This window comes from Streptomyces sp. NBC_00258 (assembly GCF_036182465.1).
Taxonomy (GTDB): Bacteria; Actinomycetota; Actinomycetes; order Streptomycetales; family Streptomycetaceae; genus Streptomyces.
In genome coordinates, this window is record NZ_CP108081.1 from 12,206,722 (window position 1) to 12,223,696 (window position 16,975).

Annotated in this window: 13 protein-coding genes and 1 pseudogene; 9 read left to right on the top strand and 5 right to left on the bottom strand. The window is 67.6% G+C overall.

Annotation, left to right across the window (positions count from 1 at the left end; genetic code table 11):
* Positions 1 to 4: 4 nt before the first annotated feature.
* From OG718_RS54180 to OG718_RS54195, 4 genes are all read left to right on the top strand, one after another.
* The gene (locus OG718_RS54180; RefSeq protein WP_328842633.1) at positions 5 to 1,375 is read left to right on the top strand and encodes an MFS transporter; all 1,371 of its coding nucleotides are present in this window, start codon (positions 5 to 7) and stop codon (positions 1,373 to 1,375) included.
* A gap of 13 nt (positions 1,376 to 1,388) precedes the next feature.
* Positions 1,389 to 2,120, top strand: coding sequence for a phytanoyl-CoA dioxygenase family protein (locus tag OG718_RS54185; protein WP_328842632.1), 732 nt, complete (start codon positions 1,389 to 1,391; stop codon positions 2,118 to 2,120).
* Between the two features lie 81 nt (positions 2,121 to 2,201).
* Positions 2,202 to 3,182 (top strand): LysR family transcriptional regulator, encoded by a 981-nt coding sequence (locus OG718_RS54190; RefSeq protein WP_328842631.1) that lies wholly within the window; start codon positions 2,202 to 2,204, stop codon positions 3,180 to 3,182.
* Between the two features lie 118 nt (positions 3,183 to 3,300).
* A complete protein-coding gene (locus tag OG718_RS54195) occupies positions 3,301 to 3,477 on the top strand; it encodes a hypothetical protein (protein WP_328842630.1) in 177 nt (58 codons plus the stop codon).
* Between the two features lie 146 nt (positions 3,478 to 3,623).
* On the opposite strand, the gene OG718_RS54200 is transcribed toward OG718_RS54195, so the two are convergent.
* The 3 genes from OG718_RS54200 to OG718_RS54210 form a co-directional block, all read right to left on the bottom strand.
* Positions 3,624 to 4,319, bottom strand: a complete 696-nt coding sequence (locus OG718_RS54200; RefSeq protein WP_328842629.1) for a hypothetical protein — start codon at positions 4,317 to 4,319, stop codon at positions 3,624 to 3,626.
* 14 nt (positions 4,320 to 4,333) lie between these two features.
* On the bottom strand, positions 4,334 to 5,725 hold the full coding sequence (locus OG718_RS54205) for an AAA family ATPase (protein ID WP_328842628.1): 1,392 nt from the start codon (positions 5,723 to 5,725) through the stop codon (positions 4,334 to 4,336).
* Between the two features lie 528 nt (positions 5,726 to 6,253).
* Complete coding sequence (locus tag OG718_RS54210; RefSeq protein ID WP_328842627.1) at positions 6,254 to 7,993, bottom strand: helix-turn-helix domain-containing protein; 1,740 nt, start codon at positions 7,991 to 7,993, stop codon at positions 6,254 to 6,256.
* 438 nt (positions 7,994 to 8,431) lie between these two features.
* Between OG718_RS54210 and OG718_RS54215 the strand changes: the two genes are divergently transcribed.
* Complete coding sequence (locus OG718_RS54215) at positions 8,432 to 8,668, top strand: hypothetical protein (RefSeq protein ID WP_328842626.1); 237 nt, start codon at positions 8,432 to 8,434, stop codon at positions 8,666 to 8,668.
* An 11-nt stretch (positions 8,669 to 8,679) separates the two neighbouring features.
* Positions 8,680 to 9,495, top strand: a complete 816-nt coding sequence (locus tag OG718_RS54220) for a hypothetical protein (protein ID WP_328842625.1) — start codon at positions 8,680 to 8,682, stop codon at positions 9,493 to 9,495.
* On the opposite strand, the gene OG718_RS54615 is transcribed toward OG718_RS54220, so the two are convergent.
* Positions 9,496 to 10,125: a DUF2290 domain-containing protein gene (locus OG718_RS54615; protein ID WP_443054843.1), complete on the bottom strand. Its 630-nt coding sequence runs from the start codon at positions 10,123 to 10,125 to the stop codon at positions 9,496 to 9,498.
* A gap of 833 nt (positions 10,126 to 10,958) precedes the next feature.
* On the opposite strand from OG718_RS54615, the gene OG718_RS54225 reads away from it, so the two are divergent.
* On the top strand, positions 10,959 to 11,504 hold the full coding sequence (locus OG718_RS54225; protein WP_328842624.1) for an RNA polymerase sigma factor: 546 nt from the start codon (positions 10,959 to 10,961) through the stop codon (positions 11,502 to 11,504).
* Between the two features lie 359 nt (positions 11,505 to 11,863).
* A pseudogene (locus OG718_RS54230) lies at positions 11,864 to 12,067 on the top strand (cold-shock protein); the annotation flags it as partial.
* A gap of 226 nt (positions 12,068 to 12,293) precedes the next feature.
* Here the strand turns inward: OG718_RS54230 and OG718_RS54235 are convergent.
* A complete protein-coding gene (locus OG718_RS54235) occupies positions 12,294 to 13,475 on the bottom strand; it encodes a hypothetical protein (RefSeq protein ID WP_328842623.1) in 1,182 nt (393 codons plus the stop codon).
* Between the two features lie 397 nt (positions 13,476 to 13,872).
* On the opposite strand from OG718_RS54235, the gene OG718_RS54240 reads away from it, so the two are divergent.
* On the top strand, positions 13,873 to 15,183 hold the full coding sequence (locus tag OG718_RS54240; RefSeq protein ID WP_328842622.1) for a hypothetical protein: 1,311 nt from the start codon (positions 13,873 to 13,875) through the stop codon (positions 15,181 to 15,183).
* Positions 15,184 to 16,975 lie beyond the last annotated feature (1,792 nt).

The window sequence follows — 16,975 nt, forward strand, 5'->3', positions numbered from 1 at the left end:
GCACGTGAGCAGTGGCGGATCCTCGTCCACGCACGTCTTCGCGCTGCTCTGGGGCGGTCAACTGGTGTCGCTACTGGGCTCCAGTTCCGCGTCGTTCGTCCTGGGACTCGCCTCCTACGCCGAGACACGCAGTACCGCCGCGCTTGCGGCGATCACCGCGGTCACGATGGTCGGCAGCATCTACCTCGCACCGCTGTGCGGGGCCTTGGCGGACCAGTTCGCCAGGAGAACGGTTCTGCTGGCCTGCAACCTGGCCGCTGGTGCGGTCTCCCTGGCGTTAGCCGGTGTCACGGACGGCGGATTCGGCGCCCGGTTCGGCTGGATACTGCTTCTCGTCCTCGCCGCAGCCCTGCTGAACGCCACGTTGTCCGTGACTCTGTCGGTATCGGTACGCCGACTACGGCAGGAAGCCGATCTCACCCGTGTCAACGGGATCACCTCGTTCGTGGAGAGCATTCCGACACTGGCGGGCCCCGCGCTGGGCGCGGCGCTGTTCTCCCTCGTGAACCCTGCCCTGATTTTCGTCCTAGACGGAGTGACCTTCCTGATGTGTGCCGTCGCCGTGCTCTGCGTTCGGTGGTCCGAGGCGGACCGGCCGGTGCGCCGGCGGCTGAGGCCCTTCGCCGGGGCGGCGGAAGGAGTGCGTTATATCCTGCGCGATCCGGACTTTCGCCGGTTGCAACTCGTCTTCACCGGGGTCAACTTCTTCAACGGCCTGTCGATGGCCGCCGTGACGGCGTTCGTCGTGGCCTCGTCGGACTCCGGGACCGCGCCATGGAATCTTGCGGCGGTCAACATCGGCGCTGCCGCAGGCCTTTTAACGGGTTCGGCGGTGGTGATCGTGCTGGCCGGCCGGGTGGACCGCCGGTACCTGATCGGCGGTGGCGTCCTGGTCGGCGCCCTGGCGGGCCGGCTCGGGCTCGTGGCGACGGCCTTTGTTCCGTTGTGGATCGCCGCTGCCACCGTACGCAACTGCTCGGCCCAACTGTCGAATGCTCCGCTCACCGCCGTATGGCAGGAGCGTGTGCCCGAGAACATCCAGGCGACGGTGTTCGGTGCCCGGCGGCTTCTCGGTCAGGGACTCTATCCGGTCGCGGTGTTGCTCGGAGGTGTGGCTGGCGACCGGTTGCTCGCTCCGTCGTCGCCGGTCGTCGCCCCTCTGGCAGGGCTGGGCGGAACGTTCCAGGGGCCGGAAGCGGGCAGCACTGTCCTGTTGGTGGTCGCCGGACTCTGTGAAGCCGCATGCGGGGTGGTTCTGCTGCGGTCGGGCAGGATCGACCGGATCACCCGACAACCGGTCAAAGCTGTTCCACCGCCGGACCGGGCCGCTGAACGCGACCTTGCCCCGGTGCGTCGAGAGGATCCACCGGGATGAAGGAGTAAAACCCATGCGGAAGTACACGTTCACGCAGGCGGCCCCCGATCCCGCGGCGGTCCTGTCCGCCGTCACCGAGTTCGGCCTGGCCCATTTGCCGGGCATTGTCGAAGGTGAGGAACTGGACCGGATACAGAGGCAGTGCGGACGGCTGGTGACCGAACCACCCAGCCACGTCGAGCATATGGGCTACGACAACGGGGTCGGCCTGCACGCACGGCGCGACCGCCTGACGGCCGAGTTCGGGCAACTGACCGGACTGTTCGACAGCGAGTGGATGCGGTTGGTGGCGGAGTCGTACTTCGCGGGCTCGCCGTACGTCTTCAACTACGATCTCATCTGCGTGCTGGATGTCGCGGGAACCAGGCATCCGGCCCACCAGCCGCACTACGACCGGCTGCCGAACCTGAAGTTCTTCGTGTATCTCTCCGACACCACGGAGTACAACGGGGCGTTCCGCTGTCTGCCGGGCTCCCAGGGATACGGGAAGCACGTCCAGCGCGAGAACCGCCTCCGTTACGTCCTGCCGGACCTGGCCGAACCAAGGGCCCTGCCGGCCGAGCTCCGCCGAGGCATCGGTCCTGTCGAGGGGCCGGCGGGCACCGTACTGGTCATCGACAGCGACCTGATCCACCAGGCGGGCACCGTCACAGCGGGCAACCGCATGGTGGTACGCAGCCGGAGCTTTCATCCGCAGTACCTCGAGGGACCGCCGGATCCGGCGGTCGCCGACCGCGGGCGGTGATCCTGACATCTGTCAGGTACAGAGGACCCGGCCTCTGTCCTAGGTTCTGCCTCACTGACACGTAGGGAGAGCCGTGTGGCGATGACCGCGCCCACACAGCCGATTTCCGCCGGGGGGCATTCGACCGTGAGTGACGTACGTTTCGATCCGACAGTCCGTCAGCTAGAGGTATTCCTGATGCTGGCTTCGGAGTTGCACTTCGGACGGGCCGCCGCCCGTCTGTACCTTTCCCAGCCCGCGCTCAGTCGCCAGATCCAGGCGCTGGAAACCCGCCTGGGGGTGGACCTGCTCGACCGCACCACACGGAACGTGCATCTGACCTCGGCGGGCAGTGTGCTGCTTCCGAAGGTCCGGTCGGTCGTCGAAGCCGCGCGGGACATGCGTGAGGAAGCCAGGTCCCAGACCCGCGATTCGTCCTGCAGTCCGAGGGTCGGGTTCTTCCAGGCCGAGGCGGCACTCGCCCATGTGGCCGGTGTCCTCCAGGAAGTCCGCCGGATAGCACCCGATGCCGGCATCCGGCTGACGACACTCGATTTCAGGACCCAGACCTCCGCCGTGTTCGACGGCACCGTGGATGTCGCATTCTGTTATCTTCCCGTCGCCCGCGGCATCCAGTTCCGGAGCCTCCATACGGAGCCGCGGACGGTGGGTATCCCCTCCGCCCATCCCCTGGCCGGCCGCGACGAAGTTCGCCTTGAGGACCTCGCGGGGGAGAAGGTCATCGGGATGTCCGAAGCCGTGCCACCTCTGTGGCGTGACTTCTGGACTCTGGCGGACCACTCACGTGACTCTGTACCGCTCGCGGACCATTACGCGGAGGACTTCGAGACCGTGCTCACCGCCGTCGCTCTGGGACATGGTGTGTGTGTCGCCCCCTCCGCGGCCCGCGAACTGTACCCCCGGCCGGGTGTCAGCTACCTCGACGTCGCCGGGATTCCGGGGTGTACCTCTGTCCTTGCCTGGGCTGCGGAGCGACGCGACACACCGGAGGTCACCCTCTTCCGGAAGGCCGCCGAAACCCTGCAGGGGGTCTCGGCGTCACCCGGTGGGTATCCGATGTGACGCTGCACGCACAGAGTGAGTGGCCCGCCCGGTCTTCGGACCCAAGATCACGGCGAGCGGGCAGTCCCGACGAGGAAAGGAGGCCCCGTGGCGAACGCCGAAGAGTACGACCGAGGCGATGCCGAACGGGCCGTGCGAGCGTACGCAGCCCGCGCCCGCCGCCATCGCACCTGACGAGGACATCCACGCCGCACTGCGCCGCATGGCGAAGCACCTGGAGGAGGCACGCGGCGCCCTGCTGGCGGCGAACGACCGGGACGTCGAAGTACCTGCGCGTGAAGCGGTACCAGTCTGACCACGTTCCTGCTGCGCCGCCGATGGCTGCGCAGCCACGGGCGCATCCCGAACGTGCTGCGCACCGGGCACGGCTGCGCAAACAACGTCGCCGCATCGACCGGCACATGCCCGGATTCGACCCTCCTTGAGCGACGAGAAGCCCGCTCAACTTCTGTACACGCTGCGCCAGTGCTCAAGAGCAGCAACCGTCTGCTTGCCGACCACGGTGGCGGCGAGGCCGGGATCAAGCCGGACCATGGCGTGCACGACATCGACGAACGGGGAGTCGAGCAGGGCCTGTGCCACCCGGTCCGCTTCCATGTCGTCGTCCTGCTGCAGCCCGTACCAGTCCCGCAGATTGGAGCAGGCCAGGCAGAAGGCGTCCTTGCGGCCTGCGACGAGGTCGGCGCGGTTGAGACCGAAGACGCGGATGGTGTGTTCGCCCTTGGCCGTGTGGTGACCGTACTCACCGCTGTGCAGCATCAGGAACAGATGCTCGGCGGGGTCCTCGACGGTTGGGTCGACCAGGAGACAGGCGCCGTCGGTGTCCACCGGGTATGCGTCCCGCTTGACGTTGCTGTTGCAGAACGAGCAGGCCAGCAGGTGGTTGTCCCACACGAACGCCCGCAGTGGCGCCACGGCCAGGGGCTGGAAGTGGTCGATGTCGGTGCCGCGGCTGTCGTCGCAGTACATGCACCGCACGGCCCCGTGCGCCATCGATTCCAGCAGCGCCTTCACGTGCCTCTTGGGCGCCCTGGCCGCTGTCCACTGGGCACGTGCTGCCTCGGTGGTCGCCCCCGCGTCCTGGACTTTGCCGGTCCAACTCGTCAGCAGGCTTTGGGTGTTCGCGGGAACAGGCACACGTTGCAGCGGGATCACTGTTCCTGCTCCAGTCGCGCCGCGACTTCGGCGACCCGGCTCTGCAGCGAACTGGTCAGCAGCCGGCTCAGCTCCTGGTACTCGTTCACCTCGTCCTCATCGGCGGTGCCCGCGTACACCTTGCGCTCCAGCGCGACCAGCCGCTGGCGGTACTTCTCGGCGCGGCTGGAGTAGGGCGTGTCCAGGCCGAAGAGTTCCGACAGCACTGCGTCGTCGGCGCTGCCGTAGACCACCCGGCGATAGAGGTCCTCGTCCACCACAGCAGGCGGCTCGTCCTCGTCCGGTCCCGGCAAACGGATCAGAGCACCCTCGTCGGCGGCCTGGCAGACGTAGGGACTGTGGGTGGTGACGATGAACTGGATATTGGGAAAGTGCTCGCTAAGCCAGCCCCCGACCTGACGCTGCCACGTCACGTGCAGGTGCGCGTCCACCTCGTCGATCAGAACGACACCGGGCTGCAGGACAGCGACACGTCCGCTGCTGGTCCGTTCGGTCTGCAACCGCCCGTAGGCGGCGTGGATCTGCCGGATGATGTCCAGCACCAGAGCGGCCAGCGTGCGGAAGCCGTCACTCATCTCGCGCAGCGGGAAACTCTCCTCGCTCTCGCGCAGGCTCACCATCAGTCCGTCTGCCGACACGCCATTGAGCCGGTACTGATGCGGCAGGAGGCCGTCGCCCAGCACGGCCATCACATCCTTGAGCAGGAGCGTGGCAGGCATGTCCGGGACCGTCTCGGCGCGCCGAGAGTAGTCGAATTCTTGGAGCGAGCGGTGGTGGAGATCGATCATCCACGACACGCTCTCGGTCAAGCCAGCGTCTTCATGAAAGAGCGTGGCCAAAGGCGAGGGCAAGGGAACAGTGCTGTCGTACGCGCGGCGCATGGACCCCGTCAGCCGCCGGAACGGCCCGTAACCGGCACAGAACCAGCCCGGTACGCCGGGGTGCCACGGGCCGCTGAGAGCGGTTTGAGCGCGGACCGGATCGAGCCCCCGGTGGTCCATTACGACGGTCGGCCGACGAGGCCAGCTGTCCTCCGGCCCCGGGGGGCGGACGCCTTTCCACGCCAATTCCAGCCGGGTTTCCTCGCTCAGCGTGACGAGTGGGTCCGTAGCGACGACAGGGTCGGCTTCAGGGTGGGGAAGGACATCCACCGCTGCGTGCCCCGTCTCGGAACCTCTGGTGATGAGGCCCGTGAAGTCCACATTCAGACGCAATGCTGCATCCGGGCCTGCCAGCGTCAGAGCGATGACCTGCAGAAGGCTGGACTTGCCGGAACCGTTGCGCCCGGCGAGCACTGTCCAGCCGCCGTGCCCGGGCAGCTTCAGATCCACAGAGCGGTTCCCGCTGAAGCCTTTGATATCCGTGAGCTGGACCCGTGTGACGTACACCCGCGCTCCGTCGTCCCTGTCGCCGCGACAGCCTGCCGCACACAGATACCGGCGTACGGGAGGCATCCGATGCCTCACCTTCTCACGAGGCAGACCTTTCCCAGCCTGATGCCGACGCCGGGCTGGGCCTTCCACCGCGACCCGGCAGAGGCCGCCGAGGCGACGGCCGAGAAGGAGCCGGACACGGAACCGGGTGAGATCACGGACCATTTCCCGAGCCGCGCGCCGACCCGGATGAGGACGCTGCCACGGGTGCCGGAAAAGAAGAGCGACCGGCTTCTGCCCGCAGTGGTTTGGGCAGAAGCCGGTCGTCTGTTTCCTCTGGCGGCCGCCCGCCCTGGAGAGCGACCACCAGATCCGAAGGCACAACTCTCAGCTGTGCCGGTGGGCGGGCTTCGCTGCAACAAAGCCGCCCGTTCCCCTGTTGTGTCGAGTAGCAACGGCCGGGGAGACCGCGATCGTGAGCGCAGGTGAAGACGCGCAAAAAAGATGCGCCGTGAGGCTACCGGCAGCGTGATCGTTCCGCCATCAATTTAGGACGGGACGGGTCCTGGCACTGTCGCGCAGCGCCAGCTGCAGGCGGCAATCCGCAGGAGCCCGCACACCGCTGACGGCTGGCTGGGCGGACCGGTACTGCAGGCCGTCCACTTCATGTCCCGAGCCGTGAAGGAAGCGCTGACGCCGTGCCATCGAGGGCCTCCGCATGCCGACGCTGCTGATGCATTGGTGACCCTTGCCGCCGGCGTCAGTCAGCCGGTTGCTTCCCCTGCCAGGATGGGCGGTCCGGTCGCAGAAGAAGAATGCTTGATCGACGTCCTTCGTGCGCTTCGGCAGTTCGATTTTCCTCCCACCCCGGCCGGTGCTGCCGACAGCCCGTGCGAACGGCATGCCGGGTCCGGCCACGCCGCCCACGTACGGCCTGCTCGACAGGAGGAACAGCACCGCCGGTGCCTGAGGCCTCAATGAGGCGACACGCGGGCTCTGGCACGGCGTGGCGCAGGCCGAGCCGAGCTCGATCAGGAAGGACGAGCATTCCGTGTCCGCGGTCAGAACCGCGCCGTGGCGCCTACGGGCGAGCGTGAGCTTCTTCGGCTGCGGGCCCACGATGGCGGATTCTGCGAGTGTGTGCCGCAACACCGCCCCACTCAGGATCACATCTGCGCTGATGGCGCCGTTGTCTTGCGTGAAGTCCTGCTTGTGCCACACGGTTCGGGGCCCGGCACCCCCGTGCCTGAGGCCGTTGCGGGGCACCTCGTGTCCATCGAGGGCCCGCCACGCCGCGGTGTGGAAGGAGCCGAGGCCGGCCACCAGGTGATCCGTAGGGGGGGAAGCCGCCGCCGGCGACTCATAACCGAGGTAGGCGTGGAAGGCCGGGCCGGTTACCTCACCGAAGTGCGACCACCACGACGTTCCGCGGGAGTTGCGGGCCGCTTCCTCGAGGTCCCTCATCGTCTCGGGCACGCTGATTCCGTACAGCTCCATCAGCGCCCGTAGATCTGTCATCGAAACGCTCACCGCTCCGCTCTCGATCCGGATGAGCTTTGAGAGTGACCACTGCAGATGCCGCGTCGTCTCCTGCTGGGAGATGCCGGCCTCTTCGCGCGCCCGGCGCAATGCGATGCGGAGTTTGCGGCGGTTGAGGCTTGGGTCGATTACACGCGGCATGGTGCTTGCCTCACTCTTCGCAGCAAGATCCGCGGCCGCTGTGGTCCGCAGCCATGCCGCTTTGCAGGGGTCGAGGTCGCGGAAGAGCGTGCCTTGCGGTGCGCTTCCGTCCCTGGTCCGGTGGGAACCAAGGGTGAACCACGTCGGGATTGCCGGGTGCACGATCACCGATCCCTCAAGAACCCTGCTGGAGGGGAGGCGTCCATGAGCGGCGTTGTCTGCGTTGCCCAGTCCGGGATGGTCAACGAGCTCGGTGCCTGCGGAGAAGTCCCCCGAGCTGGGGGCACCGGTGCTACCGGACGTGAGGTAGATATACACGAGGCGCTCTGAACACACGTACGCGATATCGAGATGCCGATCCGCGGCCGGCTGGATCGCGTGAACAAAGAACGCATGATCGATGGCGTCCTGCGTTTGCAACTGCTGCAAACTCTCCATGGCGAGGCAGTAGTTCGTGACGTTGGGCAGGGCAGAGAAGACGCTGACTCCGGTGAATCCGCTGGCGTCGCTTGCGGCCGTCCTCATCGTGCGCTCGATCCCGTGCGGCGCGGACCGCAGCACCGGCCCCACACCATGGAGCGCATCGAAAAGAGTGGCCGTCATCGTGTCTCTCCGTGTCTCGCTGCCGGAGCCGAACGGGACGACAAGATCCGTACCGTCGGCTGTGTCTGACCATTGCCCGAGCTCGCGGCCGAAGACGGATAGACCCCGCTGTGCCCGGATGGGCCGTGCATGGATATGCCTCGACTGAACCTTCTCCGCTCTCCCCGCACAAGGCCCCTGCTGCGGCCCGAAGCGGGTTTTTCGCCGTCTGCCGTGAAACACCCTCTGCGGGTTTATCCCGTATGACCTGCACCGTCGCCCTGACAGCCTGTCAGCAGAAGTTGGGACAATATGAAACACGGGCGCGGGGGTGGTCTTACGCCGTTGTGGCGAGAACGGGAAGGTGTTCGGTGAGGCTCTGTATCCCCCAGCTCTGCAAGGTCGGGGGATCTTTGCATACGGGGCCTCGCGTCGAGTAGCAACGACCGAGGAGAACAAATGAACAAAGGTGTACCCGTGCGCGCCTCCTGCGTGCACGGACCAGCCATCGGCGGCAGCTTGTTGCTGCCGGCCCCGGCTGTGGTCATCATCGTGGTGGTCCTGGGCTTCACCGCTGGGCTGGCAGTCTGGTGGCAAGATCTGGACGCCGTCATCGCAACTGTCACCATTGGCAGCCTTACGGCAGTAGAACTCGTGCGCCGAACCGTCGCCGTCTTCTCCGCCCACCGCGTGTAAGGGGAGCGTCAATGGGGCGCCACACCAATGCCCTGGCGACGCCCAAACCCCTGACCGAGCTGGCGCAGTGGCTGCGGTCACTGCGCCACCTCTCAGGGTTGAGCTATCGCCAGATGGAGCGACTGTCGACTCTCCACACTCACCCGACGGTCCCCTACCTGCGGTTCTACCGAGCCGACCGTGGAAGCGGTCTGCCGGCCTGGCGAGTAGTCCAGGACTATGTACGGATCTGCGGAGGAGACGTCCGGGACGCCGAACGCCTGTGGAAGAAAGCTGAGGCCGCCACAGCCTCGGCTGGCGGCCGGCCGCAGCGTCGTCGTCCCGTTCTGCCTTTGCAGTACATCGGCGAGCCAATCGAACTACTGGACGCCATGCGCGCCCTGCGGTTCAGCCACGGCAACAAAACCCTGCGCGAGCTCGAGCTTGCCGCCAGCGAGAAGGGCGTCAGTCACCTGCCGCGCAGCACTCTGGGCGCCGTCCTCGGCGGTAAGCGGATGCCCTCCAAGCGCCTTCTGCTCACCTTCGTCAGGGTGTGCGGTGAGGTCGAGCCTGGCACTCAGACAGCTCAGATGTGGGAGCGGGCCTGGGAGCGTGCCGACTCCTACCAGCGCGGGCAACCTGTCCCCGCCGCAGTCCAGGCAGGTCAGTCGGACCAGGGCGCAAAGGAGTCGAGGACGAAGCCGGATCTGGCAGGTTCTCGTTCTACGGTGCCGGCCGTTCGTCGCAGACGAGCGGCGAAGCGATCCGGATGGCGGCGGTTGGCGGGCAAGCTGATGGTGACCTTCCCGCCCACGCCTCCCCATGCTGGAAGACGGCAAGAGACCTGATCAGAGGTCAGGGCACCTTGAGGAGCGTCGGCCGTGCCTTACAGGCGGGTGGCGCTTCCCGGCATGCGCGAGTACCCAGCCCGGACTCACGCTTAAGGCCTCGATCCGTCGCGGCCCGTGCTCGGCGCAGCAGGGGAGTGAGCGGTCTGGCAGGAGAGGACTGCCGCTGATGCGGGCAGCCGTGAACGGGACGGATGACGTCGGTACGTGCCGGATCGTGGGCCGCAGGATCTGGTCCGACCCTGGGTGGGGAGGGACAAAGAACCCTAGTGCCACATCAGATGGGGACTTGTGCGGTCGTCGTCGGTGAGGGTGCGTTCGCCTATGTGGCGCGTGGCTCCTCCGGTGAAGTAGCTGTGGTGGGCTGCCCGCAGATCGGCATGGAAGTGCCGGAAAGAAGTCGGCGAAGCGGCCCACGTGCATGGGTGCGGCGCAGGCGATCCGGCAGTGCGCCGAGTTGATGGTCAGATGTGCGGCGGGGTGCCCCGGGGAGGCGGAGGCGGGGTCATAGTCGAAGCGTATGGCGGAGTGCAGCACCATGTTGGTGGGGGTGTCGGCCGCGTAGAGGTCGACGACGTCGAGCAGTGGCTCGAGGCGGACCAGATCCGGTCCATGCGGTAGGGCGCGCACGGAATCCTGCTGAGAAATCCAGTGAAGAGTTTCGCAGGTGCCGGCAGCCAACCCAACACAGCCAGTGATCTCCTGCTGAATCTCCTGATGACGTGGGTCACGGCGGCGCAGACAGCTGCCGGCCCGAGGCGGATCAATCCGCCACGAGACCGTCCCGCACCCCCGCCGTCGACGGGGTACAGCAACTCCCGGAGGACGGCGTCGGGCTCGCCGACGACAGTTGGCGCGGGCACCACCGAAGCTCCTGCCCTGGCCCTCGCCCCCGTGTCTCCCGCCTCCTGCACAGGGTCACACCCATAGAAATAATAAAAGCCACATTAAAAACCATCAAGGAAGAACCACCCTGAAGGAAATCTAATTGCTCTTTCACTCTTGGGTCAGGATGAAGATTTCCCGTCATTTACCACCGCGGAGAAAGTGCCCCGCGCACCACATGGTCGATGCGGCAGGCAGATCACGGACAGGGCGGGAGCGACCGTCGGCGGCAACCGGCCAGGCATCGGATGTCAGAAGAACAGGGTTCCAGCGCCACCTTCTACCGGAGCAAGGGCACCTGTCCTTGCCGGAGGAAGAGGAACACAGCGTCGTGGACAGCACAGTTGTCAGCGCGGCAGTGACCATTGCCGCGTGCGTGGCCGGGTGCGCCGCCCGGGTGCTCATGGCCCGGATCACCACCCGTGCTCTCCTGGGCAGAGCCCGTATCGAAGAGGAAGGCCGCACAGCCCGGATCAACGCGCTGGGCCAGGGCGGTACCTTGCAGGAACGGGACCAGACGGGGCGTCAACTGGCCGTGCGCCAGGGGGCAGTGGCGAGGGGGGAAGGCCGTGGACCGCATGGCGGATAACACCGCAGCCGTGCCCGGCGCACGGCAGCAGCCGGCGCCGGCAGCCGATGTCGGTGGCTCCTATCAGGAGGACCGGCCCTACCTCATCCGGTTCCTGCTGCGCCACGGCGCCACCTTCCCAGAGGCCGAGGACGCGGTGCAGAGCGCGTTCGTCGAACTGATGCGCGCGCGGCAGCCGGTGCAGCACCCACGGGCCTGGCTGCGCACGGTCGCCCTGCGGGCCCATTTGCGGCAGACGGTGCCGGAGCAGCCCGAACAAGACCTGACGGACCGTCTGGCAGCGACGAGTGTGGAGTGGCACACCCCCTTGGAAGCGGCAGAACTGAGCGAGCAGCAGCGCCGGGTTCTGCAGGCTCTGGTCCAACTGCCCTTCAAACAGCGCAGTGTGATGGCCTGGCACCTCGACGGGTTCTCCACCGGGGAGATCGCCGAGGCGATGCGCCTGGAGAAGGCCGCGGTCCTGCAGAATCTCTCGCGCGCCCGCCGCACGCTCAAGCAGCAGCTCGGCATCACCGACCGAAGGAGGCCGCAGTGAGCGACGTCCGGCGCACTCCTGACGACGAACTCGGCCTGCTCCTCGACGAGATGGACGCAGCCCTCCTGGCGGCGGTCCGCACACGGACCACCCCTGCCGGCCCGGACGGCGGCGCCGAGCATCGCGCGGCGCCCGGAACGCAGAACCTGCACGAAGGCACCGGCCAGCACACGGACGAGGCACTTGACCATCTGCTGGGCACGACCGACGACGCCCTGCTTACGGCGATTGAGAACCGCGCCCGCCGCACCGCCCAGACGGACAACCCGCCCGCACACCCCGCCAGCTCCGGCGTACCGGCGCCGGAACCGGATGAAGATTCCGAAAATACCAGCAGGCAGGAACACCCTCCCACGACCGGGACAGTCAAGTGGTTCAACGCGGAAAAGGGCTACGGCTTTATCGCCGTCGACAGCGACCCACCCGTCGACATCTTCGTACACTACAGCGCAATCCAAATGGACGGAAATCAAACCCTCGAAGAAGGGCAGCGCGTAGAATTTCATATCTCGCAGGGACAGAAAGGGCCTCAAGCAGCTGACGTACGGTACGTGAACGGATAGTCAGCCACACCGCTATCGGCTGACTCCTCCGCAGCATCTCAGGCGAACTGCGGAGAAAAACAAGCATGGCGGCCTCCAACAGAATTGACCGCTGCGCCCCCGCCAGGGCCCAGAAGCCTTCTTCTGGCATGCAGCTCACTCGGCGCGCAGGGGCCGCACCGCAGAGGCCCGGCCCGGCAGCCGGGCCTCTGCGGTGCTTCTGTCCCGGGAATCCTTGAACGCTCGTCTACGGACGCTCCTGCCGTCGGCGCCAGCGGCGCGGCAGGAGCGAGGCCCATGTGAAGCGCCGACGGCGGCCGCGCAGAGCGGGAGCCGGCTGGGACGGTTCGCAGGAGCCGGGGGAGCGCGGCGCTACGGCAGCGGGGGATGCCGCCGCCTTCGGCGCCACGGGAGCATCCGGCGGCTCGCTGTCCAAGAGAGGCGGGGCAGCGAGGGTGAGCTGGACGGGGACCGTCTGTGTGGTGCGCCGCTGGGCGTGCTCGCGAGCACGGCGGCGGCGGTGGCGTTCGCGGCCGTGCTCGGCGCGTTCGAGGGCGGCCATGATGTTGAGGGCGGCGACGGGACATAGGCCGGCCTGCCGGCCGAGCGCGGGCAACGACTGGGGAACCAGGCCCCACCAGGCTGCCCGGTCAGCAGGATGCGGGTGGGAGATGGTCCAGTCCCGCCTCCAGGAGGCCATGTCGCCGCTCCAGTCCTCGCCGGGCTGCGGGGTGTAGGAGCGCGGGTGGCCGCCGTAGGGGAGGAGTACGGTGTCGCCGACGAGCCAGCACACCGTGGCGCCGGCAGCGGCGATCTGCCGCTGAGCGGGGGTGGGGCGCACCTTGGTGTGCGCGATGGTCGTCCCGTGGGGCTGGACGTTGACGGTTCCGGCCACATCGCAGTGCAGCGGATCGTCGCGGTCGAAGAGCCACCAGTGCACCACCGCATCGCCGTACTGGGTCCGGACCTGCTGCAGGCGGCGGGCGACGGCGGCCGGGGCAAGCAGGCGGCGCGGCCGTTCCAGGACGGCGACGCCACTCTCGCCGTGACGCACAACGAGGGCGGGCGGTATCTTCCAGCGTGCCCCGGCGAGTTCGGCGTCGAGGCGCAGACGGCAACCGGCCTCGGGCAGGACGTGCAGCAGCTGGTCGCGCAGGGCCAGCATCGTAGTGAGATCGGCCTGGACGTCGGCCTGATGCTGCGCGGACGCCGGGCACTGATCGACGCCCGGGGCGCCGTCATGGCGAAAGCGCGGGGTGAAACGGGAGGCGGGACTGGCAGGACGCTGGAGAACCAGATGGCTCCCGCAGGCCAGGCACCGGTAGCGGCCGTCCGCGCGGCCGTGCGGCAGCCCGGCACAGGCGCCGGGCTCGCGCCGCAGATCAAGGATGCGGCCGTCATCGGCCGTGTCGACGGCGAGCTGGCTCATACGCGGCAGCTTGCTGCGCCCACGCCGGGCACCGCCAGCCAGAGCGAGCGGACGGGGCGGGGCGCCGGGGGCGGTGCCGGGACGGGACGAGCGGACGGGGGTCGTGCCAGCGGTGGGGCGGGTCATGCGGGGCGACTCCAAGGGTTTTCGGTGACCGGGCCAGGGACGGTGAGAACCGATTGGTTCCGGTCAACAGCCTTCCGCGCCGATGTGCGTCCGGCACCTTGTCCGTACCCTTTGACCTGGTGAACTCCGGACAATAGGGCCTTGTCCGGGACACGGCCGGACAATCGCAGGGGGCGCGATGGCGGGTGCGAAAGGCCGGGGCCGCGGATGGAGGCCACTGAACGCACAGGCACCCCAGGCAGCGGAGTTGGCCAGCTTCCTCCGAGATGTGATGGACACGCACCGTGTCACGGTGCGGACCCTGGCCGGACTCATGCACCGGGGCAAGTCGACGATCAGCGACAACCTGGACGGACGGGTGCCCTCCCGGCAGTTCGTCGTCGACCTCGTCACGGCGGTGGTCAAAGAGCCCCGCAAACGCGAACTCGATCTCAAACGGGCGCTGGCGCTGTGGGAGGCCGCGAACAAGCCGCCCGCATCGCCTCCCGCCCACACCCAGCCGTCCGGCGGGGAGCTGGCGGTCCGCGAGACCCAGAAGGAGCTGATCTCGCTCACCCACCGGGCCATGGACCTGGAACGCGAACGCGCCGGCACGCATCAGCTGGTACTGCTACTGATGCGCCTGGTCGCCACCCTCCAGGACGAGGTCGCCCGAGCCCGCGAACTACCCGACGCACACGCCAAGATGGCCGCACTCGAAGAACAACTGCACACGGCCCGGCAGGAGCTGGAACGGGCCCGGGAAGCCCGCGAGATGGCCGAACAGCTGGCCGCCCGCGCCCAGCAGCAGAGCATCTCCCTGCAGGAGGAACTCGCCCGGCTGCGCGCCGCTGCCCCGCCGATCGCCATCGCCCTGCGCCTTGGCCCTGGGGACCTGCCGCACGAACTGCAGGAGGAGTACTTCCTTGCCGATCCCGGCCGGGCGCTGCGCACCGCCGAGGCGCTGCTGTCGCAGGGAGCCGAACGCCGCGAGGAACTGGACGACGCCATCCGGCCGGCTGATCCCTGGCAGACCCGGCAGGTGGGCGGGGGCTGGCTGCTCGTGGCGCTGGTACTCGGCCGGGTACTGGGCTGCGTACTGATGATGGTCGGCGCCGGCGTGCACTACGCCCTCAAGACCTGGGTGACGTCATCACCAACATGGCTGGGCTTCCCCGACCTCCTGGTGCTCGTCGGCATCGCGCTGCTCATCGACCCGTGGGACATCCTCTGGGATACGGTCCGCCCCCTGGCGCTGCGCGTGATCAGCGACCGACACGAGCCGGTGCTGTGGCAGCTGTCGACCGAAGACGTACTGACCCGGGTGATGAGGGTCCCCTGGGCGGCGGCCGCCAGTGCGGCCGTAGTTCTGAGCCTGGCCACGGTGTACTGGTGGCCGCTGTGGATCCTGATTGCCACGGTCCCGGCCAGCCTGGGCGCCGTGGCGTACGCCGTGCTCGGACGCAACCGACCTGTGATCGGCCGCGTCGCTCCCATGCTGTCCGCCGGCCTGGCCCTGATCCGCCCCCTGTTGCCAGCCGGCCCGCCCACCTCCGCGCCGGTCGGCGCCGTCCCGCGCCAGACCACGCCGACGAAACCCTGATCTGAAAGGGGCGGTTGTTGCGATTTCCTCAGGAACAGTGGTGACCTGGCCTGCCTGTCAGCTTCCGTGGGCGTCTTTGATGGCTCCGGCGTTGATCAGGGCACGGCATAGTGCCTCACGCTCGGGGTGTCTGCGGCGGGAACACAGGCGAAGAGGCCGGCTGTGTGGCAGATCCTCAGCGGCTCGCCAGACGACGGCCGCAACGCGGGCGGTGCAGGTGGCGAGCCGGGACAGCATCACCGAGACGGCCTCGCCTCCGCCAGGGTGCAGCCGACGAGCCTGCGAGAAACGCACCGGCAGGGCCGATGGGTTCGGCGTGCGGCGCACACAAAGCCTGCCACAAGCCGGCACGGTCCAGCTGGGCCAGCAGAACAGGGTCGGGCCTGCCGTGGGCGAGCTAGCTGCGCGCGGGGCGCCACGTCCGATCCAAGGACAGCAGCGCGTCGGTGCGATCAGTGACCCAGGCAGGGGCGCAGTGGTGGAGCTGCGCGAGGCAGAAGCCGATGACGGCGAGGGCCTGGTCGTCCGGCTCGGCACCGAGCAGCTCCTCCAGTACCGCCGTCAGCTGCCCGGGTAGTCACTCGCCGGTGCGCACGGCGTGCTGGATACCCCAGGCGGTCAGGGACAGCTGGGCGCCGTCGTCGCCACGCTCAGCAGGGGAGGAGGTATCCAGACGGCCGGGTCTGCTCGGCCACCAAGTGCCCGATCTGCCCGGGTACGGGACCCGCCGCGGTCAACCCGATCGGCACGCAGCTCCTCGACCGCACTCATGAGGACATCAAGATCCCTGGGCACTAACCTCGCCATACTGCCGCCAGGCATCAGCCACGGCCTCGGCCGTCTCGGTGACTGCCTTGGTGGTACTACACAGCCCAGGGAAGTCGTCACCCGCGATGCTGAGAACACTGTCCAGCCGCACCCCGCAGACACGACTGTGTTACCTCATACGGCGCCCGGAACTCTGAAGGACGGTTCAGGACATGCGCGGCATCCAGCAAGAGACTCAACGACCGCTGCCCGCTGCCGCCTTGAGCATGCAGCGCCGAGACGAGCTCCGGACATACTCCGCACACGGCTGACAACCAGCTCAGGCTGTTCACCATCAGAGAGAGAGTCGGACACCGGCCCTCCCTAGCCGCCCAGTCCTCCAGCAACGCCCCCAGCGGCAACAGAGACAGACACGGCCGTCGGCACCACGTCCTTCGTGCCAGCCCCCGTGGCTTCCCGGCGGCAAGACACACCGGCGGCCATCTCACCCCACGACATCCCGCAACCAAAAGACGACCGATCCGCACGGCCCCCAAGTCAGGAAAGAGCAAGCCACGTTCGACAACCCGCCAACGCAAGCCCACTCAGCGCCGCCAGGCGCCAGCAACCCAACACCTACGCCCAGGGCACGCACAACACGGTCCAAGCACAAGACACCCCCCAACACCCGCGGGCCAACAGGCCCGCGACACCCCCACACCTCAACTCCCGGTCATGCCACCCGGCATGACACCACGCCACACCCAACAATCCGTCAACAACCGGAGCGCACCAGCGCTCCGACAAACACAACACCAAAAACCCAAGAAAGGGCCGCGCCAGCGGCCCAACAAAACTAAAAACAAGAATTTTGCCGCCAGGCAAAATACAGAAACCCAAACACCACCCACAACCTAGAATTTGCCGCCAGGCAAATTCACACGCCGAACTAAGGGCCGCGCCAGCGGCCCGGCATAAACCACAAACGAATTCGCCGCCAGGCGGAATTCACGGGGCAGAAATTTCGCCAGAAATTTCTTAAGGG

Excerpts from the sequence above, each read along its gene's own strand:
- OG718_RS54225 (WP_328842624.1), top strand. The coding sequence starts at position 10,959 with ATGGCGGATAACACCGCAGCCGTGCCCGGCGCACGGCAGCAGCCGGCG.
- OG718_RS54215 (WP_328842626.1), top strand. The coding sequence starts at position 8,432 with ATGAACAAAGGTGTACCCGTGCGCGCCTCCTGCGTGCACGGACCAGCC.
- OG718_RS54195 (WP_328842630.1), top strand. The coding sequence starts at position 3,301 with ATGCCGAACGGGCCGTGCGAGCGTACGCAGCCCGCGCCCGCCGCCATC.
- OG718_RS54185 (WP_328842632.1), top strand. The coding sequence starts at position 1,389 with ATGCGGAAGTACACGTTCACGCAGGCGGCCCCCGATCCCGCGGCGGTC.
- OG718_RS54210 (WP_328842627.1), bottom strand. The coding sequence starts at position 7,993 with ATGACGGCCACTCTTTTCGATGCGCTCCATGGTGTGGGGCCGGTGCTG.
- OG718_RS54190 (WP_328842631.1), top strand. The coding sequence starts at position 2,202 with ATGACCGCGCCCACACAGCCGATTTCCGCCGGGGGGCATTCGACCGTG.
- OG718_RS54235 (WP_328842623.1), bottom strand. The coding sequence starts at position 13,475 with ATGAGCCAGCTCGCCGTCGACACGGCCGATGACGGCCGCATCCTTGAT.
- OG718_RS54220 (WP_328842625.1), top strand. The coding sequence starts at position 8,680 with ATGGGGCGCCACACCAATGCCCTGGCGACGCCCAAACCCCTGACCGAG.
- OG718_RS54240 (WP_328842622.1), top strand. The coding sequence starts at position 13,873 with ATGGACACGCACCGTGTCACGGTGCGGACCCTGGCCGGACTCATGCAC.